The following is a 25,597-nucleotide window of genomic DNA, read 5'->3' as shown; positions in this document are numbered from 1 at the left end:
TAAAATTACTAGCATTTGTCATGGAATAAGCTATTGTTTGCGTTAAGATTAGGATTTAAACAATTTTTTAGAGGTGTCCAAAAATGGCTTTTGTTGCAGGTATTGCTGCAGGAAATATTTATATCCCTTCTTCAGAAGGATTTTCTTACTTTTATTGAAGTAACTATTCAAGAGGTGATCCTAGTAACATGTGCCATAATTGAACACGATAAAAAGATTCTCTGTGCACAAAGAAGTGAAAAGATGAACCTTCCACTTAAGTGGGAATTTCCTGGAGGAAAGGTTGAAAAAGATGAAGATTTAGAAACCTGTCTAAAAAGAGAAATAAAAGAAGAATTAGGTGTAGAAATAGAAATTAATGAACGTTTACCTTTTAGTACCTACTCCTATCCAAATGATGAAGTAATCAAACTAATTCCATTTCGCTGTTCCCTACAAACATTTGAAATTGATTTAAAAGAACATTTAAAGGTTGAGTGGGCATCCCCTAATGCTTTGTTTCAATATGATTGGGCAGAGGCTGACATCCCTATTGTTCAAAATTATATTCAAAGTAGCCAATGAACCTCGAAACAGGACTTTACGAACAGCTAATAAACAAACTGGTCGCCAACAGATTAGAATCCATTGATTCGGAGAAATTCCATATTAGCGAAACGACTTTGGACAAAGAAGAAGCTTCGCAATATCTAAGCCTGTATCTAGCAGAAACAATAAAGTACGCTCTTAATGAAATTAAAGAAAAAGATCGGCCGCTAAAACAGATCGAACTCTCGAATAAGATAATCCAACTCTTGGTTTCGGAATTGGGAAATCTAGAACTTACCGATAATTTAATTGAAAGTGAAGGCAAGATATTACAAGCTGTATTTTCCAAACTCAATTTTCCCTTTTCAAGTTTAGAAGCAAGGCTGAAGGAGATAACTCCTTATACTCGAATGAGCCAGAGTGAACTTTTCACTGGCAACAATGTTGGAATCTCCTTAGAAAGTGAATTGAGGAAAGAAATTCTTTCTGCCGATGAAATCTACTGGTTAGTGTCTTTTATAAAGTACTCCGGAATCAGAATTTTCAAGAAGGAATTAGAGGAATTCACGAACAGTGGTAAAAGCTTAAAAATTATTACCACTTCCTATATGGGAGCTACAGATGTAAAAGCCATTGAATATTTATCTTCTTTACCTAATACAGAAATAAAGGTTTCTTACAATTCCGAACATGAACGACTGCACGCCAAGGCTTACCTCTTTCTAAGAAATTCTGGTTTTCATACTGGGTACATTGGCTCTTCAAATCTCTCCCGATCTGCTTTAACCAATGGTTTAGAATGGAATTTGAAAGTAACAACTCAGGAAATTGGACATATCATCGATAAGTTTCAAAAGACTTTTGAAACCTACTGGGAAGATCCTGAGTTTGAACCATACCAAAAAGGACGAGATAGGGAAAAGCTTAGTAAGGCTCTAAAAAGGCAGAGTTCCTACGGATCGAATCAAATTACCACCTATTTTGATTTAAAACCATATCCTTATCAAGAGGAAATTCTGTCAAAATTACAATCTGAAAGAGAAGTACATCATAGAAATAAAAATCTCCTAGTAGCAGCTACAGGAACCGGAAAAACTGTCATCTCAGCATTTGATTTCAAAAGGTTTTATTTAGAAAACCCAAATGCAAAATTTCTATTTGTTGCTCATCGAAAAGAAATTCTGCAACAAGCACAGATAACATTCCAACATGTCTTGCGCGATTCTAATTTTGGGGAACTGTGGGTTGATGGAAATGAACCGGAAAGATATACTCGACTTTTCGCATCTGTTCAGACTTTGAACAATCGCTTGAAGAGAATGACCTTGGGACCTAATTTTTATGATTACATAATAGTTGATGAGGTACATCATATAAAGGGCGATAGCTACCGCCCAATTCTCAAGAGTTTTGAGCCAAAAATTCTCTTGGGTTTAACAGCAACCCCAGAAAGAATGGATGGAGGAGACATAGCAGAAGATTTCCACAACAAGATTGCTGCAGAAATCCGATTACCAGAAGCCTTAAATCGTAAACTTTTAAGTCCCTTCCAATATTTCGCTCTTTCTGATGCTATTGACCTATCAACGGTAAATTGGAGAAACGGAAAATATGAGGTAAAAGAACTCACAAAGCTTTATACAGAAAATGACAGACGCGTTTCAGATATTATACAAAATTGTGAGGAATATTTGACAGATGTTAATGACGTACAGGCTATAGGATTTTGTGTAAGCCAAGAACATGCGCGATACATGGCTGAAAAATTCACTATTGCAGGTTTAAAAGCTAATTATCTGGTTAGCAGTAATAGCTCTGAGAGAGAATCCTTGAGAAATCAGCTCCTGAAAAAAGAAATAAATTATCTCTTTGTTGTTGACATTTTTAATGAAGGTGTAGATATTCCAAATATTGATACCGTTCTTTTTCTCAGACCTACAGAAAGTTTAACGGTATTCCTTCAACAATTAGGACGGGGCCTAAGACTCGCTGAAAACAAAGATTGCCTAACTGTTTTGGACTTTGTTGGTAATGCTCGTCCAGAATATGATTTTGAACATAAATTCAGAGCCTTAGTCGGCAAAACACACACCTCAATCATAAAAGAAATAGAAGATGAATTTCCTCATTTACCCTTAGGTTGTTCTATCGTACTGGAGAAAAAAGCTAAGGAAGTTATTCTAAAAAACATTCGGGAGGCAACTGAATTTAGGAGACCACAGCTATTAGCCAAAATTCAGCAGTTCAAGCACCATTCGACCCTGCCACTTACTTTAAATAATTTCTTAGAGTTTCATAATCTTGAGATTCACCAAATCTACAAGAAAGGAAGTTGGAAAAGACTGTGTGCAGATGCAAAAGTAATTTCAGATTTCGAGGAGCCTCAGGAAAAAGAACTGACGACCTGTATGCAGAAGAAACTCATTCAATGTAACTCTCTAAGCTATCTGCAATTCATTCAAAAGGTAATCACTGAAAACATCAATCTCGATTTGCTCACTCAGGAGGAACTAAAAATGCTACTAATGTTCCATTACGATGTTTGGCAAGAAGCAGGGAGCAAATTAAATTTTTCAGATGTAAAGGAAAGTGTGACTTTGTTGAGAAAAAACAGAATTATGATTCAAGAGTTGCAAGAATTCGTCGAGCATCAAATAGAAAAAATAGAATTTGTTGAAAAAGATATTGAATTAGGTTTTCCTTTTCCTTTAAAGCTCCACAGTAGATATAACAGAGAAGAAATTTTAGCTGCAATTGGAATGAGCACCTTCAGTAAAAAATCCTCTAACCGTGAAGGATCCGCTTATAATAAGAAGCTTAATGTGGAGGCCTTGTTCGTTACGCTAAAAAAGACCGAAAAGGAATATTCTCCCACAACCATGTACGAGGATTATGCTGTGAATAAAACCCTTTTTCACTGGCAATCACAGAATAGCATCTCTCCAAATTCTCCAAAGGGAGAATCATACATTCAACATAAAGCGATTGGCAAGAAAATACTACTTTTTGTAAGGGAACAAAACGTGGATGAATATGGTTTTACAATGTCCTACACATTTTTGGGTGAGACTGAATATATCAAGTCAAAAGGAGCAAAACCTATGAGTGTAGAGTGGAGACTTCTAGAACCCATGCCTTCTTATATTTTGAAAGAAAGTCAGAAATTAGCTGTTGGTTAAAAATGACAGAAGAAACAACTACTAAATATTCATCCCAATTTAAAAAATTGAGGTGTGCCTATGTCAAAGGGATGGGCAAAGCTCCTCATAAGCCAGTTCTATTAATATCTATTATTCAGCTAATTTCTCGTGGAGCAATCAATTCGAACAGAATATTTATTACTTCAGATCTCTTACTAGCTTTTAAGCAGAATTGGAATCGACTAGTATTTACTAATCACAAGCGAAACTTTTCACTTCCCTTTTTTCATTTGCGATCCGAACCTTTTTGGTATTTGGTTTCCAAACCGGGAAAGGAAATTGTCACTACTAGTTCCAAAAGCATCAAAAGCTTTAAAAACTTAAAAGAATCTATTGCCTATGCTGAAATTGATCGGGAATTATTTCTGCTTCTTCAGGAGATACCCAACCAATTGTGGTTTGAACAGCTAATCTTGGAGAACTACTTTCCTACAACCAAACACCTTTATTCGCGACTGGAGAAGAACTATGAAGAAGAAATTATTGAGAACCAAATCTTGAATGAGCCCAAAGAGGCTTACCAAAGTTATATCCAGAGCCTGCAAAATACTTTGGAAGAAGATGAGTATGAAGAGGAATTATTTGTTCGGGGTGGCCTTTTTAAGAAGACTATTCCTAAAATATATGATTTCACCTGCTGTATAACGGGAATGAAAATACAGTCATCTCATAATGTTCAGATGATCGATGCCTGTCATATTTATCCGTTTAGCCTTTCTGGAGATGACACTGTCACAAACGGTATAGCTTTGTCCCCAACCCTACATCGAGCTTTTGATCGGGGGTTAATTACCATAAATTCTGATTTCATTGTAAGAGTTTCCCCAACTATTGTTGAAGAAGAATCAGATTTTAAACTGTCTCAGTTTGCCGGAAGACAAATCACCCTCCCTGAAAAGGAAAAATATTATCCCTCACAGGAATCCTTAAGCTGGCACAACAAAGAGGTTTTTCTTCTCTAGTTCTTTCCTCCTGCAAAAAACACGGGATTTCTATTATAAAAATTTCACTTCACATAAAAAATCCGCAGATCTCGCCGCGAATTGGTTTAAATATCGTTTCAACTCCTTCTTTTTAAACCAGTATATTCATTTCTCCAACTGCTCTTTCCAGTTTTACCTTTCATCAACGGAGAGCTGCTAATTAATTCCGCTGTTCGTCCTGCTAATCTCGTTCAATAAATAAAAATCATTAACTTAACTGCTTCATTTCCAAACCTTTCAAAAATGACAAAAAGCTGCGGAATTTTATTACTGTTCTTGTTGCTGAGCTCCTGCGCCAACTCCCAGGAGGCAAGTCCGCGGTTGGTAGGCGGGCCTTGTGAAGGTTGTGAAGCCGTACTGGAATATGGTGACAGGGAACTTAATGCTGTAGATACGCTGCCGGAATATGAGTCGGCCGCCGACAAGCTAAAGCTCACCGGAACCATCTATGAACCTGATGGGAAAACTCCGGCCGAAGGGGTGATCATCTACATCAACCACACCAATGCCGAAGGCATCTACCCTACCCGGGGTGATGAGGAAGACTGGGCCAAAAGGCATGGCTATTTGAGAGGCTGGGCGAAGACAGGCAAAGACGGGAAGTTCACTTTTTACACTCAGGTGCCGGCTGAGTACCCCAGCAGGAATACTCCGGCGCATATTCATCCCTACATCCTGGAGCCCAACGGAAAATATTACTGGCTGGAAACCTACTTTTTCGAAGGTGATGAGTTGCTAAGCAATGACCATGTCTCCTCCAATCCCCGCGGCGGAACTTCGGGCGTAGTGGAACTCCGGGAACAGAAAGGAATGTACGTGATCAACAGGGATTTTATTTTAGGAAAGAACGTCCCGGGATACTGACACAAGGTTTAAGGCCTAAGGACTAATGATTAACGTTTAAGGTTTAAGGTCTAAGGATGAATAAATCCTACCCATTTTATTTCTTCCCCTTGAGGGGGCTTTCTTGACTTTTAAGAAGAAAAGCCTGTTATTTCATTGTTTAAATTTCATGATTCAACCTCCATATTTCCGCTTTCATTCCAAACTGCTTTCCCATATCATTTTCCTCTCCTAGCTTGCGCTGTACAAGATGAAGTTGCATCAAAATCAGTAACAATGAAAACTCTATTTAGCCAGTTTCAGAAGCAAGTAAAAGCTTTAGGAATTCTGTTGTTTTTTGTCATTTTAAGCACTCCTGCATTTGCACAGCATGGCATGAGCGCAAATGACAGAAAGGAAGTGGTAGAAGGAATTGCAGAACTTATTGATTCCATTTATGTCTTCCCCGATGTTGCAGGCAGAGCGACAGATTATCTAAAGGAACAGGAAAGGCAAGGGGAATATGATGAAATAATCGACCCAAACGAATTTGCACAGGTACTCACAGAAGATCTCAGAAGCATTTCACACGACCTTCATCTGAACGTAAGTTACGATCCTAAGGCCATTGCCCGTGAGAAAGAAAAACCTGCCCAGGTAGATAAGGGAATGGGAACTATAGAAATGCTTAAAAAGGAGAATTTTGGATTCAAGGAAGTTAGTATCCTGGAAGGAAATGTGGGGTATATAGATCTTAGGCTGTTTGTAACTCCCGAAGTAGGTGCAGAAACTGCTGTGGCCGCAATGAATTATTTGGCCAATACAGATGCTATAATTTTTGACCTTCGGAATAATCGCGGCGGAAGTCCGGCGATGATCCAGCTTATTCTTTCATACCTCTACGAATCTGAACCTGTACACATCAACAATTTTTATTTCAGGCCTACCGATGAGCACACCCAAACCTGGACCTTACCTTATGTGCCGGGCAAAAGAAATCCCGGCGTCGATGTCTATGTTCTAACCAGCCAAAGAAGTTTCTCGGCAGCCGAAGAGTTCTCTTTTGACATCAAAAATCTGGAACGTGGTACTCTAATTGGTGAAACCACCGGAGGTGCAGCCAACCCTGGAAGGACCCACACCATTGATGACCGCTTTACAATCTTTATTCCCAGTGGAAGGGCCTATAGTCCTGTCACCGGTGAAAACTGGGAAGGCACGGGAGTAGAACCACATATAGAAGTACCTGAAGAAGATGCGCTGCAGGTGGCTCACTCCCACGCATTACAGCAACTAAAGAACAAGACTGAAAATGTGGAACTCCAGGAGTACTATGACTGGCACATCAATTATTTTGATGCGGCGCAAGCTCCTGTGGAACTAAGTGAGGAGGAACTCACTTCCCTCTGCGGTTCTTATGGCCCGGTCAAAATCGAAAAAAAGGATGACCAATTGATCTACCACAAACGGGGAGCTAAGCTGAAACTAATCCCAATAAGTAAAACTGAATTTTATATTAATGACCAGCCCAGAGTGCGCCTCAAATTTTCAGAAGACCGGAGTGAGCTGAAGGAGGAATATATACCAGCCAACTACAGAATTTACCGCAGAAGTTGAATAACGGCCTCTTCAGAAAACAATTCCATGTCATAGTTTCCATGTCATAATATAAGAACATTGATTTTTTTGGAAAATGTCATGATATCCTTACTCAAAACCGATAATACGTAGCTCAACATCAATCAATCAAGCAGAAAAGCTCTTTTCCGGGGCTTTTCATTTTTTCATCTGCAGCTATGAATAGACCGCAGGAATTTGATGATTCACTGCAAAGAATTGAAGGCGTTAAATTTTTAGTATTTTCCATTCATAAAATCATCCATTTTCATGAAAAAACTGATATTCTTTATCACCTTTATTAGCCTGTTGTTTCACTCCTGTGGAACAAGGAAAGCTTCTGAAACCGAAATTTCAGCCATTGAAAACTCTCTTAGCTATTCAATTCAGGTAAAGAATGATCCTCAGTTCTTTAACCTGCAGGAGAGAATGGCACATTACAAGGTTCCGGGGGTAAGCATAGCCGTTGTAAGGGATGGGCGCCTACATTGGACCAAAGGCTACGGGCTCGCCAACACCCGAACCGGAAAAGAGGTCACTACCAACACTCTTTTTCAGGCCGCCTCCATTAGCAAGCCTCTTGCTGCTTTGGCTGTGCTCAAGCTTGCTGAAGAAGGAAAAATTGACCTGGACAAGGATGTCAACCAATACCTGAAGGATTACAGAATTCCGCAGAGTAAGTTCACCGAAATCGAAAAGGTAACACCACGCCGTTTACTAACCCACACTGCGGGATTGAATGTTTCGGGCTTTCCCGGCTATCCCAGTAAACAAACCATTCCTTCCACAACCGGAATTCTGAGAGGGGAAGGAAATACAGATCCCGTGGTGAACGACACCATCCCCGGTAGCAGGTGGCGTTATTCCGGCGGGGGTTATACTGTTCTGCAAAAACTGGTAGAAGATGTCAGCGGGATGAGCTTTGAGGTTTATATGCAAGAACATATCCTGGATCCTATGGGAATGAAGGAGAGCAGCTTTGAACAGCCCCTGCCGGAGAATAAACACGCAATGGCCAGCGCAGCCTATGATCGTGAGGGAAACCTGATCGACGGCGACTGGAACAATTATCCCGAAAAAGCAGCGGCAGGATTATGGACTACTCCACAGGATCTTGCCCGGTATGAGCTGGAGATACAGCGTATTCTAAAAGGGGAAAATGGGATCCTCTCTAAAGCCACGGTCGAAAAGATGCTCACCAAACATGAATCCGACTGGGGCCTGGGACCTCAGCTTCGAAAAGAAGGAGATTCTCTTTTGTTTCAGCACGGCGGGAAGAATGCCGGGTTTACCAATATGTTCATCGCTTCGGCAAAAAATGATTTCGGCCTCGTTGTAATGACCAATGGTGATAATGCAAGACCTCTAATGAGTGAGATCATTACCGGAATTTCTGAATATTACGACTGGAACGTTGTAGAGCTACAGGAAATTGAAGCTGCCAGCCTTTCTTCGGAAGAATTGCAACCCCTCACAGGTACCTACGGGAGAAAAGAACTGCAAAAACCTGAAGCCGAAATAAGCATTAAGAATGGAAGGTTGTACCTCAAAAAACTTGAAGACAATACCGGATACAGTTTAATTCCTACAGACTCTCTGGAGTTTGTAGAACCAGGAACAGAGCGCCGCTTCCTTTTCAAAAAAGAAGATTATGATGAGGCTTCCTCCTTCCTACTCAACGGACAGATAGAATTTGTAAGAATGGAATAATACCTGCCTAGTTCTGGAGTTTAGAGTCAAAAGCTAAAGGCCAAGAGCTAAAAGTTAAAAGCTAAAAGCTAAAGGCCAAAAGCTAAAGGCTCTGAACTGCCGTCTACCGTCTAAGGCCAAACGCCTTTCCATTTACTCCTCACTTCCATTATACCACTCCATGTCTCCCATGGTTATCACGTATTCCTTGCTTTTGGCGTTATAATACATTTTATAAGTAGTGGGATAATAACCGCTTCTCTCGAATTTCTGGGGTTGGGGGATGTCAAACTCTGTCCCGTCGGCGCCTAGCAGGTAATCGAGGGTGATCATTGGCTCCATGAAGATCACTCTATTATCATAAGTGCCATAAATCATCGTGTGAGTGAATTCGCCTTCATTGAAAGGAAGCTCCGGAGCGTTAAAATCCAGCCAATGCACACCCATATTTGGCACCATTTCAACAGGATCTGCCGTAAAGTAACTTTCAGGCAGATATTCCGGATCCGGGAACAAAGCAGCCTTTTCTATTTCTGTAATTTTCCACTTTTCTTCTTCCGGGATCATGTAAAAGTGAACATCAGAATGAGGGAGTTCATAAAAAAATGGTTCATGCCCATGTGGATTCCAGTCGAGATCTACATGATCAAAAGCAAGACCTTTCATCTTGTTTGGCAGATCAAGAGTAACAATTTCGTGATGTTCGGGAAGATCTTCCAAAACCTTTTCTGAAATACGCACTCCAATATCTACGGGAACTCCATCCCGGGTCATCGTAACCACGGCACGCACTACTCCGCCGTTAAAAGGTTCAGCCGGACCGTAGAAAGTGTTCATTTTAGATCCCGCCGGATTGTCGGCTCTTAATTGAAGATCCACAGAGGAATCAAAAGTCTCCGGCACAGCTTCTTTTTCACAGCCGGTAAGAAGCACAAAAAATAAAAGGGGGAGTAGGTAGGAAATTGATCGGGGCGACACAAGAAAGATTTTCTTCTCCATGACGCTGATTTTAAGTTAATTACGCAAAAATACTTCAAAAATGTATATCACTGGTTATTAGAATGTTAAACTCATAAAACCTTTTTAAATGCTCCTTTATTTCCGGAAGACCTGCTACTTTATTGGAACCCTTTTCTCCTTTAGCGAAAAGGCCGAATAATATTTTCTAAAAGTAAAAATTCTCCCAGGGATAAATCCTTAACTTGCTTATCACCAAACCGTCAATCTCACCTTAAGTCGCACCGTCTTTGCGAGGGAGGGGACAACCCGACCGCGGCAATCTCACCATAGGGAGTAGAGTCTAGGTTTCAACTAATAACCAATAGCAGAATTCCAGAAGAGGGAGATTGCTTCAGTCGCCTACCGGCTCCTTCGCAAAGACGGAAAGAACTGTGAATTATTTAAAAAGGGAGGGAAATTCCTCAGCAGGTCATTCTTTGAATCGTCTTTGCGAGGGAGCCCATTTTCTGAGCGACCGCGGCAATCTCACCATTCGGAGCAGGGTCTAAGTTCCAGCTAATAACCAATGGCAGAAGTTCAGAAGAGAGAGATTGCTTCAGTCGCAAAAAAGCTCCTTCGCAAAGACGGAAAGAACTGTAAATTATTTTAAAAGGGAGGGAAATTCCTCGGCAGGTCAATCTTTGAATCGTCTTTGCGAGGGTGCCGCTTTTCTGAGGCGACCGCGGCAATCTCACCGTTGGGAGCAGGGTCTAAGTTCCAGCTAATAACCAATGGCAGAAGTTCAGAAGAGAGAGATTGCTTCAGTCGCAAAAAAGCTCCTTCGCAAAGACGGAAAGAACTGTAAATTATTTAAAAAGGGAGGGAAATTCCTCGGCAGGTCATTCTTTGAATCGTCTTTGCGAGGGAGCCCATTTTCTGGGCGACCGCGGCAATCTCACCAATGGGAGCAGAGTCTAAGTTTCAACTAATAACCCATAGCAGATTTCCAGAACAGGGAGATTGCTTCAGTCGCAAAAAAGCTCCTTCGCAAAGACGGAAAGAACTGTGAATTATTTAAAAAGGGAGGGAAATTCCTCGGCAGGTCATTCTTTGAATCGTCTTTGCGAGGGTGCCCATTTTCTGGGCGACCGCGGCGATCTCACCATTGGGAGTAGAGTCCAAGTTTCAGCTAATAACCATTAGCAGAATTCCAGAACAGGAGATTGCTTCAGTCGCAAAAAAGCTCCTTCGCAAAGACGGAAAGAAAAGAACAAATTGTTTATCTTAAAGAATGCATTTCTCCTACACTTATATGATGACCAACAGTAATCACACAGTAATTTACACTGGAGTCACATCAAATCTGCTCAAAAGAGTTTATCAACACAAGACAAAAGCTTACAAAGGATTTACTTCAAAATATAGTTGCGATGTACTGGTATATTTCCAGGAGTTCACAAACATTTCAGAAGCTATAGATTTTGAGAAGAAGATAAAAGCAGGAAGTCGTGCAAAGAAGGAAAAGTTGATCACAGAACAAAATCCGGAATGGAAGGATCTTTCTGATGGCTGGTTATTTGTCTTTTGAAATCCTCCTTCAGACTAGCGCCTTTAGGAATTGCGGCAATCTCACCTTAAGTCGCACCGTCTTTGGTAGGGAGCCTCTTTTCTGAGGCAACCGCGGCAATCTCACCATTGGGAGCAGAGTCTAAGTTCCAGCTAATAACCCATAGCAGATTTCCAGAACAGGGAGATTGCTTCAGTCGCAAAAAAGCTCCTTCGCAAAGACGGAAAGAACTTATATAATTGTAAAAAGAAAAGCCCCACCTGAATGAAAAAGTGAGGCTTTTCAATTTTGGCGGTTGGCTATATTATTCCTGCTCTTGCATGGCCATAGGAGGTAGATCCACTTCAGGAGAGATATCCATTAATTTGATCTTCCAGTCTTCCCCCATTCGTTCCCATATCACCGTATAGGTTCCCTGCATTTGCAGTGTATCATTCTCTCTGGTGGAGTGGGTGTAAGTTCCTGCTTCGTAAGCAAAGTTCTCCCCTTTGTTCTTAACAACGGGTGTAGTCTCAAGTCTGTTCATCCACGAGGCGCTGTTGTTGATCCAGGCCGATACACTGTCATTGCGGTGAGCTTTTCCTTCGATGAACAGCACCGCGTCATTAGCAGTTGCTGCTCTAAGGCTGGTAGAATCGTTGGCATTCCAATCGTCACGCCAGGTGTTCATAGCCTCATCTGCATCCCAGCTGTCTTCTACAACTACTTCTTCAACTTCTGCGGCCTCTCTTTCCCGGTCATTACAGGCGCCAAGTACGAACAGCAAGGCCAAAACAGGTGTTAATTTTAAAATTTTCATTTGGTTGTTTTTTGTTGGTTACACCCTCTAATTTACTAATAAACAGCCTATTGTGGGAAAAACTTACATTTTTTAGACGAAATGCTAAATCTATTGGTTGAAATCAAATATGAAGTGGAATTTTAATTACTTCATCTGCTTCAGCATTGGAAAGACCGGCGATAAAATAGGCGGTTCCAAAAAAGGCAAAGAGGAGAAGGATTAGATGGAAAGGCTTTAGCCTGCTAAGCATGGGCACACAACCGAAAAACATAATTTTTTGAACGTAAGCATCCAATTAATAAGCTCCTGGACGTTAAATAAGTGTTATCCAGCACCTCATCCTCAGCGACAAGTCCTATCTTAAAGAGAAACTAGATAATATGGAATTACAGGATAAGGTGGCTGTTGTGACCGGAGCCAGCAGCGGAATTGGTAAGGCAATTGCACGTGCACTCTCCGCAGCGGGTTGTAAGGTGGTACTGGCCAGCCGCAGTGTAGATAAGTTGCGTGACCTGCAGGAAGAATTGAGCAACAAAAGCCTGGTGGTGCGCATGGATGTAAAGGATTCTGAAAGTGTGCAGGGAGCCTTCAAAGACATCTGGGATGAATATGGAAAGGTGCACATTTTGGTGAATTGCGCCGGAGTAATGCCACTCACCTACCTCAAAAATCAACATCTCGAGGAGTGGCTGGAAACCATTGAGGTCAATGTTAAAGGCACCCTGCGGTGTATCAACTCTGTACTACCCGCCATGAAAAACCAGAAAGACGGGCACATTGTCAATATAGCTTCTGTTGACGGGATAGAAGTTTTTAAGGGAGGTGCTGTTTACGGGGCATCAAAAGCAGCGGTCATTGCTCTTTCCCGTGCTATGCGTATGGAGCTCTCCCCCGAATTCAACATTAGGGTCACTTCCATTGAACCGGGTACTGTAGCCACAAACCTGAGAGATGACATTACAGATAAGGAACTGCTGGAGGAAAAGGACTATTCTCAAGATGAACCCAAGCTGGAACCAAAGGACATTGCCAATGCAGTTCTTTATGCCGTAACCCAGCCCGACTCGGTCAATGTTAACGAACTCCTTATCAAGCCTACCGGGAAAGCTTAAAGGGTTAAAAAAGTGTTATTTGGAAAGGCTTTAACGCAAGAAAAGGCCTTCCTTCCCGATATTAGAACTAAATCTAAAAACCAACAAAATGGACTTGAAGAAAAATGCAAAAGATGCAGGTGAAAAAGTAGTAAAATTATGGGCTGCTAAAAAAGGACTCCAATGGACAGGTAGCCTTCTAAAATGGGGAGCTATAGCCGGAGCCGGATACTACGCCTACACTCTAGTGAGAGACAACAAGGACACTATTAAAGCTAAGCTGTCTTAATAAATATTGACGACTGTTGATAGTTGAAGCTGCGGGAAAATTTTATTTGTGATATTCATTATCAGAATCTAAATTTTTCCCTGCAGCTTTTTTTGATCCATGCCATCCTGTTCATTACCTGATTCAAAAGATAAAAACCTGTAAATGAGCAGATATCGCGAAGGCCCGGAAAAAATTTGTAAATCCCTCATCCCTCTTAACCATGACAGAAATATTGGATTACCTGGACCGGGAAAGGTTAAAAATTAGTTTCTCCACCCTCATCATTAGGGTAAGCAGCATAAATAAGTATTTTGGCCCGCTTGCAGATTTCGTAAAACAAGCTGATCTCTACGGGGTGACCAACGGAAAGATTTATCTCATGGCCGAAATGATGGAGCCGCCCTATGGCCTCTATAGTCTGGTAGACCACCACTTCATACCCCTTGGCCTGGAAGAAGGGCGGGATTATGTCTTCGTGACAGAACAGCTTCCCATGGGGCTTGACGGTAAAGAGAATCCGCTCCTCGATCAACCTATTCCCGAGCTTGAGAAGATAAAATGGCTTGACAGCATCATCACCCGGGAAGGGAATTACGTGTGGTACAGGGAAGCAGCTCCGGCAGGAGCCACCAACAAGACCTCCTTAAAAAAGGCTTTTTAAGACCTGTTATTTTTTATTCCTCTTATATTGTTTTCACTTTTCATTGAATTGCTGCTCGATCCTTTTAAGCAGCTCATCCACATCAAATGGTTTGGCAATGAAGTCATCTGCTCCCCCGGTTCCGCTTATATCGGCATGAGCAGACATAAGCACCACCGGTATATCACTGGTTTCTTCCCCTTCCTTTAGCTCCTTACACAGATCAAGGCCATTGCCATCGGGCAGCATGATATCCAGCAGGAAAAGATCTGGTATTTCCTGTGGCACCACTTTATGAAACGCCCGGGCATTAGGAAAAGCCTTTACAGAATATTGGTGTGTCGTCAATAAGAATTCAACCAATTCTCTAATCCCATCATCATCTTCAACAACAAATATCTCTTTCATTTACATATTTTTAAAAGGAGAGCACTGCCTGCTTCCTTACATCATTTTTGTTTTTTTCAATTTCTTCTTTTCCAGCGGCAGGGATAAAGCAAATTCAGATCCTTTCCCAAATTCACTGTGCACTTCTATTCTCCCGTTATGCCGGTCAATGATCTGCTTCGTGAGATATAATCCCAGTCCCAGACCACTTATGCCTTTGGTGCTCTCTGCCCTGTAGAACCTGGTAAAAAGCTGTTGCCGCTGCTGTGCTGTCAAGCCAATACCATAGTCCCTTACTCTGAGCACCGTATTCTCCTCTGCAACCTCAAGGCTTAGGTAGATCTCATCGGCATTTGGGGAGTACTTGATCGCATTGGTCATAAGATTGAGAATGGCCTGTTCAATCCGCTGCCTGTCTGCTTTTACAACTGCTTTTTGCCGGCCGAGTTTTGCAACTACCTTGTGAGACCCGGCTAAATAGGAAAATGTTTCCACGATCTCCCCCAGCATTTCCCTGAGATCAAAAACTTCAAGACTAAAGTCAAGCTGGCCAGATTCTATGCGGGACATATTCAGAAGGTCTTCTACCAGGGTATTCAACTTTTCAACCTGATAAAGAGATTTTCCCAGGAACAGCTGAGACATCTTATCGCTTTCCTTCTTGGTCAAGACCTGCAGATAACCTTTTATGGTGGTGAGTGGCGTTTTTAATTCGTGGCTGGCAAGTGCAATGAACTCATCCTTTTTATCACTTAAAGATTTTACCTGCTCAAAAAGTCTTGAATTATCGAGAGATACAGCTGCCTGTGCCGCGATATTCACAACCAGTAATTCATGTTCTTCGGTAAAAACCCCTGCCTCGGGATGTCCATATAGTAATCCCCCAATAACACCACCCGATTTTGAAACCACCGGAACAGCCAGATAACTGACCACCGAAAAATGCCCTTTTGGCATGCCCATAAAGGGAGAATTTTTCCCAAAATCGACATGTTTAGTCACATCATCGATGCGCACCACTTTTTTGTCAATGAATGTAGGGTGAAAAAGATCTGTATGCCTTGGCATAGGCATTCCTTCAAATGCTTTCCTTGGTGCACCCGAAAGTGTGAACAGTCGAAAAGTATCCCCAACCAGCCCTGTATTATTGTAAAAGAAAGCACCAAAAGCTGCACCGGTAAGATTGGTGGTTGCATCTGTCACCCGCTGTAAGATCTCCTGCACATCGAGATTTTCTGAAATACTTTTACCTACAGAATTCAGGGTTTCCAGATTCTGAATATACTTTTGCATCGCCGCCTGTGACTCCTTTTGTTGTGTGATGTCCCGGGCCACTTTTGAGGCGCCAATAATTTTTCCGCGGCTGTCCTTCACAGGAGAAATCGTAATGGAGACGGGAATTTCCCTGCCCGTTTTGTGTTTTCGGATGGTCTCAAAATGCTGAATTTTTATCCCGTTACTGATCTTTTCCAGGATCACTTCCTCTTCATGAAGACGTTCTTCAGGAATTAAAAGGGTTATGGATTTTCCCAGCACTTCGGCTTCAGAATAGCCAAAGATCTCCTCGGCTCCCCTGTTCCAGCTCATTATGATGCCCTTTAGATTTTTGCTTACAATGGCATCATCTGATGATTCCACGATTGCCGAAAGTATCGCCTGCTTCTCCTCTCCTAAGAGTTTTTCTGAAATATCCTGCGCTACCTTTGAGGCACCAACTATCCTTCCGAAGATATCTTTAACAGGAGAAACTGCCAGGGAAACCGGTATTTCTTTTCCCTCCCTCGTTAGCCGACGCGTCTCAATGATATCCATCCGCACGCCATTCTTGATATTGGCAATGATCTCCTTTTCCTGCTCCAGGAGATATGTTGGTATGAGCATGGTGATAGGCTGCCCAAGAGCTTCGGCTTCGGAATATCCAAAAATTCGTTCTGCTCCGGGATTCCAGCTGGTGATCCTACCGGAAAGATCTTTACTGATTATAGCATTATCTGAAGATTCAACAATGGCCGACAAAGTCTCCTTCTTGACATGATCTGCCTTAAGATCTGTAATATCTATCAGGGTGTTAAATGCTCCGGAAAGTTTCCCTTCCTTATCAAATATAGGTTTGGGAAATACCAGGAGGAACTTATAAAGCCCGTCTGGCCGCTGAATTCTTATTTCGGATTTCCCTTCTTCTTTTCCTGTCTTGAGAACCCGGGCTACGGGGTAATCTTCCTGCACCATAAGAGAACCATCGGGGTAGAAGATCTTCCATGAACCGCACCAAAACTCCTTATAGAGAACAGGTTTCCTGCCCCACAATTGTACCGCGGCTTCATTGAACCAGGTTAGTTTTCCTTCTGCATCACAAGTATAACTGGCCACCGGGGAGTTTTCCAGCAATTGCTTTGGTCCCAGGTCAAATCCTTCAAAAGAATCTGCTCCGAATTTATCTTTGCTTTGCATTTAATTCTGATTGTAGGGTACCGGTAAAGGTAATGCCACGGGATACTTAAAACCGGTAGCAAAAGCTAAAGATAAGTTTTCAAGGCAGAAATAATCTTTCAAAAACAAATCTTATAATAGCTTTAACAACAATACAAAAGAATTTTAAAAAGTCAAAAAGGATGCCTAGCCTGTTGGTTTTTCAAAGCCTTTCCGCGTCATCTCTCCCCATCCCTTATTGCCTGTCAATTTCTCCCAGTTTCCTCTTATTGCTGCAAGCACTGTAAAAGGATGAAAAATGATGGGTTCAAGCAGGGCAACAAAGGCTAGTTTCCTGAGGTCGGCCAGGCTCTGGTATTTCTTGAAAGTGGCTTCTTCGGTATAAAGGGCAATCATAGAGAACATTACTGCAAAGAAATACACAAAGAACAGGAACAGGAAAAAATATCCCCAGCTAATCACTCCAAGCAACGCCATGATCAAAGTGATCACTATTCCGGTCAATTCTATTATAGGTGCATAATATTCAAAGAAAAGCCAGTAGGGATAGCTCAACATGCCCAGGATGTTATATTTGGGATTGAAAAGCATCTTGCGGTGGGTGTATAATGTTTCAATTGTACCTCTCATCCACCTGCTGCGTTGTTTCCGAAGAATTGAATAAGATTCCGGTGCCTCGGTCCAGCAAAGGGGGTCGGGAATGTACTGCACTGTATATGGTTCTTTGTGTTCGATCATGAACCGCCGCATTCTCACGATCAATTCCATATCTTCTCCCACAGTTTTTGTATCATAGCCGCCACAGCGCAGGGCGATCTCCTTGTCGAACATCCCAAAGGCCCCGCTAATAATGAGCAGCCCGTCCAGCTTACTCCAGGCCATTCTACCCAGGATAAAAGCTCTTAAATATTCTATTACCTGTATGCGTGCCAGAAGGTTCCCCGGTGCTCTTACCTCCACCAGCTTACCCGATTTTATGATACAGCTGTTGGCTATTCTCACGACTCCACCGGTAGCAATGATCCTTTTACCTGAAGCTTCCATATAGGGTTTCGCAAGTTTTAACAGCACATCCTTATCCATGATACAATCCACGTCTATACAAACCAGGTAAGGATTGGAAGAGACATTCATCCCTGTATTAAGGGCATCTGCCTTGCCCCCATTAAGTTTATCCACTACGATAAGCCGGGAAAAAGCTTTATTTGAAGAGCGATAGATGGCTTTAACTTCCTTAGTGGGTATCTGGGGATTGTACACTTTATCTGAAGGAACAAGACTAAAAGCTTCAGTGAGCACATCTATGGAATTATCCTTACTCCCGTCATTTACAACGATTACGTCGTAATTATTGTAATTAATGGCCAGCAGGGACTTTACATTTTCAACTATGGTCTTTGCTTCGTTATAGGCAGGGGCAATAAGTGATACTTTTGGGGCGCTGTCCAGGGCGAGCAAAGCCTTGTAATTCACAAAACGGTTTTGCCGCAAATAAGTCTTTAGAGAGAAGCCGGATATGGCGGCCAGAATGACATAAGAAAGCATGACCGTTGCTGCGAACAACAAAATGAGATAATTAAATACAATGATTCCCGTGTCTAAGATCCCTATTCCTGTCATTTTAATTGACCAATGTGTTTTTTGCGAGAACTTCGCTGATCTCCCTTTTCAGCTTAGCGTCCGCGGTCTCAGAAATTAACCCGGACAAAGTTTCATCGTGCTCTGCCACCTGATAGTATCTTATAAGCCGCACCCCAAGGAGCACAACGGTTTTGTTAGGACTACTCAACATGATTCCGAGATTGGCAGGTGCCGCAATTTTATGCTTTTTTACTGTGTAAAGTATGTTACTCTGAACCCAGTCATTGAGCAACAATCCTGTCTTCTGAAATTTAGTGATCTCCCCAATTCCGCGCATCTTGATCAGGGCGAGCAGAACCTCCATTTTTACAAGCTCGTGCGGATGGGTGATACGGGAAGCAATGCGGCTATAGGAGGCGTCGTGGTTAAGAGTGGAAAGATCCCTCACTCCTTCTACTATAAAAGGCCATTTTGAAGATTCCAGCCGGGCTATGGAATAATTAACCAGACCACTGACTTCAAAGAACTGCTCCAGTTTTTTACTGTAAATCCCGCTGTAATTGTCGTGCAGCGAAATGATCGCCTTGATAGCGACTCTTTGGAAAAGCACGTCCCTTTTCATCGCCCTGAAAATTGGGTCGCCTAAAACCTCTTCAAGACTTTTCTCTTCAAAAAGGTAATGAAAGAGTACATTCTCTAAAGCAGCCTGAAATTTTGCCTTTTTGCGATCCTCCCGAAGGTGTTTAATCCCTTTGTACAGGGTCAATGCAAAAAATAACAGTGCAGTCAGGAAGGTAGCTATTACAATGAATAGCACCAGTCTCTCCATCACCGGAGAAAGCGGATCTCCCATTGCTGCAGCATACCTCAACACTTTACTGCTTAACAATTAACTTATTAATCCTTTTAAGCAGTACCGGCGGACTAAATGGTTTGGTCACAAATTCATCTGCACCCAAATCAAATACCTCAAGTTCTGTCGCCTCCACTCCCGAAGAGGTTAGAACGATCACAGGAATTTCCATACCCTTAACTTCTTTTACTGCCTGCAACACCTGTTTACCGCCGGCAAAAGGGAGGTTAAGATCGGTGATCACAAGGTCTATTGAATTTGTCGCTGTTTTGATGAAATCTATAGCGTCACTTCCATTATCAAAAGCTTCAACTGTAAATTGATTGGATTTAAGATAAAATACGAGAGATCTTCGAAGCATCTCATCATCTTCCACAAGTAGGATATTCATTCTGGGGGTATTTATTTTTTAAGATAATAAAAATCTCGTTTAATTGCTTTTTTAAAGCCATTAGCTGTTGTTCAGTCTTTTCAAAGCTCAATCCTTCCTCCAGTTGTTGCAGCACTTCGATATTTGCTCCAATCACTCCAAAAGAACCTTTTAGCTGATGAGCCACAGCCCTTATTTCTGCCAATTCCTGCTTTTCCAGGTGTACCTGCATTTCCTGAAGGGATTTTCCTGAATTCCTGATGAACAGTTCAACCATCTCCAGCTGAAACTCCAGGTTACCACCAGACATTTCTTCCAGATTCTCTAAAGATACTACTGTGGGTGATCCATCTGTTTCTCCCTCTGAAGCTTTCCGGGGTCCTGGAGCGATCCAACGGTTGATCATTTCAAAAAGCTCCTCCTTTTTAAAAGGTTTGGAAAGATAGTCGTTCATACCATCCCTGAGACATTTCTCCCGTTCGATATTCATGAAGTTTGCGGTAAGGGCAACTATTGGAACCTGCGAATGAAGTTCCTGCCTAATAATTCTTGTAGTTTCTCTCCCATCCAGTTCCGGCATTTGGAGATCCATAAGTACAAGATCATAGTCGTTTTCCGAAAACAGCTCTATTCCTTTTTTGCCGTTGCCAGCCACATCTACAGTATACTTGTTCTCCTTCAGAATTGCTTCAATTAATCTTTGATTGAGTTCATTGTCCTCGCATAGGAGAATCCTTCCCGTAGTTAAAGCTAGTGGGACCTTTTCCGCTGCATCTGACACCTGTTCCCGGGGTGCTTCCCCGGCGGGATAGGGTATGGAAAAGCTGAACCTGGAACCTTCTCCCTCTTTGCTCTCCACGCTTATGCTGCCATTTTGCCTTTCCACCAGCTGCCTGGATATGTTCAGGCCCAGGCCTGTACCCCCAAATTTCCTGGAGATACTGTCATCTGCCTGGGAGAATCTTTCAAAGATCTTCTCCAGTTTGTTCCCGGGAATTCCCATTCCGCTATCTGTAACTGTGAACCTTACCATGACAGCATCATCTCGTTCCCCGCTATTTTCCACCCTGAGTTCAACACCTCCCTCATAGGTGAATTTTAATGCATTCCCCAGGAGATTCAACAACACCTGGGAAAGCCTGTTGCTGTCTCCCACCAAATACTCCGGCACCCCGGGAGAAATCGAATATGTCAGCTTTAGCTGCTTTTGCTTTGCTTTGAGATGAAGAATAGAGAATATATTCTGAATAACCTGCTGCAACTTAAAGGTGGTGGCATGCATCTGAATAATTCCAGCTTCAATTTTTGAGAGGTCAAGAATATCATTGATAATAAACATCAGGTTATCCCCGGCCGTTTTGACCGATTTCAGATAACCGATCTTTTGAGGGTTAGATTCCTGTTCCAGCAAGAGTTCGGTGAATCCCAGAACGGCATGAATAGGTGTTCTAATTTCATGGCTGACATTCGCGATAAAACTATCCTTCTGGCGGTTCAGTGATTCTGCAGCCTCTTTGGCTTTCTGCATGGCCTTTTCGGCCTCGATCTCAATAGTTATATCCTGAGCAATTTTGATGATCCTGTCAATATTTCCGTTGGGAGATTTTACAGGATTGTATGTGGCCTGCATCCAAACCTCCTGACCATTTTTCCTCACTCTCCTAAATCTACCGGCTTTGTACTCCCCATTCTCGAGAGCCTGCCAAAATTTGTCATTTTTGACACCTCCTTCAGGATCGATCAGCCTGGAGTGGTGCATTCCCGTGAGTTCTTCCTCAGTATATCCAATAAAACTTCTAAAGATGGCATTAGTGGAAAGAATATGACCATCGGGAGTAAACTCCACGACACTGTTTGATCTTTTTATTGATTCAAGGAGGTGTTGATACTCATTTTCCTTCAAAAAGAGCTTTTCTTCGGCTTCCTTTATTTTCTCATTCAGGATATGCTCAAGCTCTTCTGCCAGGTTTCTATTCTTTCTCCTGACCTCAAGGAGGGACATGACCTGCCGGGACAAGAGCTTTAAAGATTCCCTTTGAGATTCAGAAAGCTTCCGTGGCTTTACATCGGCTACGCAGAGAGTTCCAATATTATGGCCATCGGGCGCTTGCAGGGATATACCTGCGTAATACCTAATCCCGTTTTCTGCCTTCACATGAGGATTATCTTTCACCCTGTCATCTTCAAGGGCATTTGTAATCTCCAGTATTTCATTTTGCAGCAGCGTATACTGGCAAATCGTTTCATTCCTGGGAAGCTCGCTTTGTTCTATGCCTACCTTCGCTTTATACCATTGTCTCCTTTCATCGAGCATAGAAATAATAGCTACAGGGACATCGCAAATAGCAGCGATCAACTGCACCAGCCCGTCGAATTCTTCTTCGGGTGCAGAGTCGAGTACATCATAAGACAAAAGGGTTTGCAGCCTCTTAATCTCTTCGGAATCTGAATGTTTGTTCACAGCTCCAAAAATATACTAATTGCCAATTATTTAAGCTGATTGCATAGTTAAAGCCGAAAAATAATCTTCAAAATTCCCATCTCTACCCGTATAGATCAATAATATTCCTGAAGAATTTTTGCAAATACACTAGCTGCCTTCCTGATCAAAAAAAAAGCTCCCGATTGAAGGAGCTTTATTAAAGGAAATTCAGCAGCTATTCGCTCATACTAAGATCTTCTTTAAGTTGATAAAGGTAAGACCAGATATCATCAACAGAATTGCGCAGTTTGTTCCGCATTTCACCTGCCCTGGCTTCTCCGTGTTTTTTGGTTAGCACATCCCAGGGTCCGTCTCTTTCTACATCCAGTTCGGCAAAATTTTCAAAAGGCACTGAAACCATATAGTTGGGAGCATCTGCAGCACCTCCCATATAAGCATACCAATAACCTCTTGGCTCCCCTTCTGCATCTTTGAAAGCTGAAGAAACTGCATCTACCACCTCCCGAAAATCGCTCGTGTTCTCTACGTCAAAAAAGGTCACCCATACAAGCTGCATATTTTCACCGGGTGAAGCACTTATCTCTGGCATAGACCGCGCTATACTATAGTTACTGCTCTCTATATGTGGCCAGATAAATTCCCGCACAATGTCGCGGCATTGCCGGTCTGCCTGCTCTTCACTTTCATCGTCCATTTCTGCCCAGTTTTCCATGGTAGAAGTAAGAACGTAGACATTTCCGGCACCCTGGATCCTTTTCCAGATATTCCAGGTTTCCTCCCCATTGTTCTCCTGATAGCAGGATTTATAGCGCTTCACTCCTTCGTTGAACTGCTCGTCATGACCGGGTTTTATAGTTAACTCCGACACGTTCAATAAAAAACTTTGCCCTTCCTGAGATGTCATCATAAAGGAGGAGAAAACAAAAAGTAAAAGAATGACTTTTTTCATAACCTGAAGATTTTTATTATTAGTATAGAATTATGGGAGGAGCTAAAAGGCAAAAATTTTAACCTTTATTGACAAATGTATCAATACTTTAACTATAAAATTACATTTTAATCATACAAATCTTTAAAATCATATAATATTGAGATCTAATAGTCAAATCTATTTTAATCTCAGTCTTTTTTCCTACAAAAGGTTCATTATCAGAAGTATGACTGTCGTCATATTTCCGCGACCATTAGTCATTTAATTTTATAGGTAAAAATTACACTTAATCATTAGAGATGGCATCTACGGAAAAGATCCTAGAACTTATTGAAAAAGAGGATTGTCTTTCCATCCTCGCTGAAAATTCTCTTCAGGAAAATTTCAATGAACTTTTAAAATATGGTCTTATAGATATCGTAGAAGATAAGGTAGTTTTAACTCCGAAGGGTGAAGAAGCCAGGATGCTTGGGTTCGAAAAGTTCATGGGCCAGAAAAGGAAGGAGGATGAGTCTCTAAATGTTCCCGCACCAAAACCCCGGCAGCGATCTAAACTCTATACTTTAGTTATGGGCTCTCTAATAATTCTTTCTATTATCTTCCTGGTTGCCGGTCCTATGGGCTGCAGCGGGACTACATAAATCTGAAATTTTCTAAAGCAAATCTACAGTGATTAAATGCTCTAATGGGAAGGCACAAGAATAAGTTTTGTTTGTCTGCCGTTGATATAGCTAAACCCTTTTTCTCCCCAATAGCCTGCCTCCTCCAGCATGATGCGAACATCTTTATTCCATTCAGGTACAGCAACAGTAGTATTGAGCTCTACAGCATATACTGTTCTTGGAAATAACGGATATTCTCCCGCACCCGGAATACCTTCCTGAGCATCCCACATTCCTATTGTAGGCCCTGCCGAGTGTCCATAAAGTCCTAAAGGATGTGTGTAGATCGATGGCCGAAGACCTTCCTCCTTTGCCTCCTTTAGAGACAACCTTAGAATCTCATTTCCATTTCTTCCGGTCTTGAAGTTTTGGGTAAGAAAATCCTGCAACCAATTTCCTTTTTCCAAGGCCTCTTGCAGGAACAAAGGAGCTGCAATTTCTCCTTTTTGGAGCACATAGGCGTGTTGCTGACAATCTGTATTGAGCCTCAAATAAGTGATACCGAAATCGCAATGCAATAGATCCCCCGGCAAAATAACCTTATCACCATAACCTGCAGAAAAAGCTTCAATATGATCCTTTAGCCCCTCCTCTTTCCGCTGTATATCAACAGTAGGGTGAAACCAGGTCTCCAACCCCATATCTGTGACCTTTTGTCTCATCCACCACACCACATCATTTGTAGTAGTAACTCCCGGTACAATCACTTTTGAGCTAAAAGCCTCTTCAATGATCCCTTTGGTTATTTCCACCAGTTCTTCATAAAGCTCCATCTCCATTTCTGAACGGGTCTCGATCCATCCCACGGCAAGATCCTCGGCTGAAACTACCCTTTCCCGGTACTCCTGCGGAAGGATTTTCATGAATAAATCGTGATCTGTTTTGACTATACCATCAGCAATATTAAAATCACCTGAATAATTGAGTCCGATCTTTTGAGGATCTCTTGTGGTAATTATTTCAACTAGCGCCTTCCACTGGTCCGGCTCAGCTTCAGGATCCCAGGCCGAGGAAATATTATCTCCTACATCATACCTCGCGATTGCCAGACGCTCCAGGGTGTCCTTTTCTTGATCCCGATGGAAAACCAGAATTGTTCTTCTGCGGGCATTTAGCCAGGTAGCCGGGAGCATTGTCCTCAAAACAGGATCTTCATTGTATTCCCGGGAGATGAGCACCCACATATCTATGTTGGTTCGGTCCATTAATTCCGGAAGTATGGTAGTGAATCTCTCATCCAGAATTTTATCGACGAGGGCAGCCTGCTCTTTTTCAGAAAGAATTTGCGCTCCCGCACGGGGAATGAATAGCAAGAAGATGAGCAGGAACTTGTACATAGAATAAAGGTTTTTCGAATATAGAACAATTTTTTTCATCTATAACCCGACGGATAGCCTTTCCCGATACGGAATCCAATTAGCCTAAAAAAATTAAAACTTATGTCAGCAGTCCCTTTTTTAGGTCCATACGACGAAATAAAAGTGGGAATATTTGCCATAAAAGGCAGGGAACAAATTTAGGCGGTAATAATTAAGATTATGAGAAGTATAGAAGCAGCTATGATGACCAGGCTCAAGGTGAGGATACTTTCCTTAGCGGCCAAGTACTCCTTTCTAAAATCTTTATCTTCTTTAGCCAGTTCTTTCATTGAAAATGATCTTATTTTCAAAGATATTCTACCCCCGTCATAATTAAAATACCCTTTTAGTGGTATTTTTTTAGTGCTTTAGATTGTAAAGTAGAAGCAAAGACTAAAAGCATCTTATTCTAACCATCTTTTCACTTGTTCGGGCGATCGTATACTTGACCTTT

At 41.9% G+C, this 25,597-nt stretch carries 22 protein-coding genes; 11 read left to right on the top strand and 11 right to left on the bottom strand.

Annotated elements, in window-relative coordinates; translation table 11 throughout:
• Positions 1-15 precede the first annotated feature (15 nt).
• The 6 genes from VR862_RS05345 to VR862_RS05320 all read left to right on the top strand — a co-directional run bounded on the left by VR862_RS05345 (position 16) and on the right by VR862_RS05320 (position 8,860).
• Positions 16-564 carry a (deoxy)nucleoside triphosphate pyrophosphohydrolase gene (locus tag VR862_RS05345; protein WP_324719935.1) on the top strand — a complete coding sequence of 183 codons (549 nt, stop codon included), beginning with the start codon at positions 16-18 and terminating at the stop codon, positions 562-564.
• A complete protein-coding gene (locus VR862_RS05340; RefSeq protein ID WP_324719934.1) occupies positions 561-3,707 on the top strand; it encodes a DEAD/DEAH box helicase in 3,147 nt (1,048 codons plus the stop codon). Before VR862_RS05345 ends, VR862_RS05340 begins: the two co-directional genes overlap by 4 nt.
• 2 nt (positions 3,708-3,709) lie before the next feature.
• Positions 3,710-4,690: an HNH endonuclease gene (locus VR862_RS05335; RefSeq protein ID WP_324719933.1), complete on the top strand. Its 981-nt coding sequence runs from the start codon at positions 3,710-3,712 to the stop codon at positions 4,688-4,690.
• A gap of 264 nt (positions 4,691-4,954) precedes the next feature.
• Complete coding sequence (locus VR862_RS05330) at positions 4,955-5,575, top strand: dioxygenase family protein (RefSeq protein WP_324719932.1); 621 nt, start codon at positions 4,955-4,957, stop codon at positions 5,573-5,575.
• Between the two features lie 255 nt (positions 5,576-5,830).
• Entirely contained in the window at positions 5,831-7,150 is a 1,320-nt protein-coding gene (locus VR862_RS05325; protein ID WP_324719931.1) for a S41 family peptidase, read from the top strand.
• A gap of 270 nt (positions 7,151-7,420) precedes the next feature.
• Positions 7,421-8,860, top strand: coding sequence for a serine hydrolase domain-containing protein (locus VR862_RS05320; protein WP_324719930.1), 1,440 nt, complete (start codon positions 7,421-7,423; stop codon positions 8,858-8,860).
• Positions 8,861-8,992: 132 nt separating this feature from the next.
• Here VR862_RS05320 and VR862_RS05315 read toward each other — a convergent pair whose 3' ends face one another.
• Positions 8,993-9,838, bottom strand: coding sequence for a DUF5602 domain-containing protein (locus VR862_RS05315; protein WP_324719929.1), 846 nt, complete (start codon positions 9,836-9,838; stop codon positions 8,993-8,995).
• 1,231 nt (positions 9,839-11,069) lie between these two features.
• On the opposite strand from VR862_RS05315, the gene VR862_RS05310 reads away from it, so the two are divergent.
• The gene (locus VR862_RS05310) at positions 11,070-11,366 is read left to right on the top strand and encodes a GIY-YIG nuclease family protein (RefSeq protein ID WP_324719928.1); all 297 of its coding nucleotides are present in this window, start codon (positions 11,070-11,072) and stop codon (positions 11,364-11,366) included.
• Between the two features lie 283 nt (positions 11,367-11,649).
• On the opposite strand, the gene VR862_RS05305 is transcribed toward VR862_RS05310, so the two are convergent.
• Positions 11,650-12,144 carry a DUF4440 domain-containing protein gene (locus VR862_RS05305; protein ID WP_324719927.1) on the bottom strand — a complete coding sequence of 165 codons (495 nt, stop codon included), beginning with the start codon at positions 12,142-12,144 and terminating at the stop codon, positions 11,650-11,652.
• Between the two features lie 362 nt (positions 12,145-12,506).
• On the opposite strand from VR862_RS05305, the gene VR862_RS05300 reads away from it, so the two are divergent.
• From VR862_RS05300 to VR862_RS05290, 3 genes are all read left to right on the top strand, one after another.
• A complete protein-coding gene (locus VR862_RS05300; RefSeq protein ID WP_324719926.1) occupies positions 12,507-13,238 on the top strand; it encodes an SDR family oxidoreductase in 732 nt (243 codons plus the stop codon).
• An 88-nt stretch (positions 13,239-13,326) separates the two neighbouring features.
• On the top strand, positions 13,327-13,506 hold the full coding sequence (locus tag VR862_RS05295) for a hypothetical protein (RefSeq protein ID WP_324719925.1): 180 nt from the start codon (positions 13,327-13,329) through the stop codon (positions 13,504-13,506).
• Between the two features lie 202 nt (positions 13,507-13,708).
• The gene (locus VR862_RS05290) at positions 13,709-14,149 is read left to right on the top strand and encodes a hypothetical protein (RefSeq protein WP_324719924.1); all 441 of its coding nucleotides are present in this window, start codon (positions 13,709-13,711) and stop codon (positions 14,147-14,149) included.
• 33 nt (positions 14,150-14,182) lie between these two features.
• Here the strand turns inward: VR862_RS05290 and VR862_RS05285 are convergent, their stop codons facing one another.
• The 7 genes from VR862_RS05285 to VR862_RS05255 all read right to left on the bottom strand — a co-directional run bounded on the left by VR862_RS05285 (position 14,183) and on the right by VR862_RS05255 (position 23,141).
• Entirely contained in the window at positions 14,183-14,536 is a 354-nt protein-coding gene (locus tag VR862_RS05285) for a response regulator transcription factor (protein WP_324719923.1), read from the bottom strand.
• A gap of 36 nt (positions 14,537-14,572) precedes the next feature.
• Positions 14,573-16,966 carry a PAS domain S-box protein gene (locus tag VR862_RS05280; protein ID WP_324719922.1) on the bottom strand — a complete coding sequence of 798 codons (2,394 nt, stop codon included), beginning with the start codon at positions 16,964-16,966 and terminating at the stop codon, positions 14,573-14,575.
• Positions 16,967-17,131: 165 nt separating this feature from the next.
• Entirely contained in the window at positions 17,132-18,565 is a 1,434-nt protein-coding gene (locus VR862_RS05275; RefSeq protein ID WP_324719921.1) for a glycosyltransferase family 2 protein, read from the bottom strand.
• A 1-nt stretch (position 18,566) separates the two neighbouring features.
• Entirely contained in the window at positions 18,567-19,415 is an 849-nt protein-coding gene (locus VR862_RS05270; RefSeq protein WP_324719920.1) for a hypothetical protein, read from the bottom strand.
• On the bottom strand, positions 19,402-19,770 hold the full coding sequence (locus VR862_RS05265) for a response regulator transcription factor (protein ID WP_324719919.1): 369 nt from the start codon (positions 19,768-19,770) through the stop codon (positions 19,402-19,404). The genes VR862_RS05270 and VR862_RS05265 overlap by 14 nt, the downstream gene beginning before the upstream one ends.
• On the bottom strand, positions 19,745-22,210 hold the full coding sequence (locus VR862_RS05260) for an ATP-binding protein (protein ID WP_324719918.1): 2,466 nt from the start codon (positions 22,208-22,210) through the stop codon (positions 19,745-19,747). Before VR862_RS05260 ends, VR862_RS05265 begins: the two co-directional genes overlap by 26 nt.
• Before the next feature lie 196 nt (positions 22,211-22,406).
• On the bottom strand, positions 22,407-23,141 hold the full coding sequence (locus VR862_RS05255; protein ID WP_324719917.1) for a hypothetical protein: 735 nt from the start codon (positions 23,139-23,141) through the stop codon (positions 22,407-22,409).
• Between the two features lie 281 nt (positions 23,142-23,422).
• Between VR862_RS05255 and VR862_RS05250 the strand changes: the two genes are divergently transcribed.
• The gene (locus tag VR862_RS05250; RefSeq protein ID WP_324719916.1) at positions 23,423-23,764 is read left to right on the top strand and encodes a hypothetical protein; all 342 of its coding nucleotides are present in this window, start codon (positions 23,423-23,425) and stop codon (positions 23,762-23,764) included.
• Between the two features lie 41 nt (positions 23,765-23,805).
• Here VR862_RS05250 and VR862_RS05245 read toward each other — a convergent pair whose 3' ends face one another.
• Together VR862_RS05245 and VR862_RS05240 are read right to left on the bottom strand one after the other, a co-directional pair.
• The gene (locus VR862_RS05245) at positions 23,806-25,122 is read right to left on the bottom strand and encodes a M24 family metallopeptidase (protein WP_324719915.1); all 1,317 of its coding nucleotides are present in this window, start codon (positions 25,120-25,122) and stop codon (positions 23,806-23,808) included.
• Positions 25,123-25,301: 179 nt separating this feature from the next.
• Positions 25,302-25,433, bottom strand: coding sequence for a hypothetical protein (locus tag VR862_RS05240; RefSeq protein ID WP_324719914.1), 132 nt, complete (start codon positions 25,431-25,433; stop codon positions 25,302-25,304).
• Between the last annotated feature and the right edge of the window lie 164 nt (positions 25,434-25,597).

The sequence above is a fragment of the Salinimicrobium aquimaris genome, from assembly GCF_035607535.1.
Lineage (GTDB): Bacteria > Bacteroidota > Bacteroidia > Flavobacteriales > Flavobacteriaceae > Salinimicrobium.
This window is presented reverse-complemented; position numbering and strand designations above follow the sequence as displayed.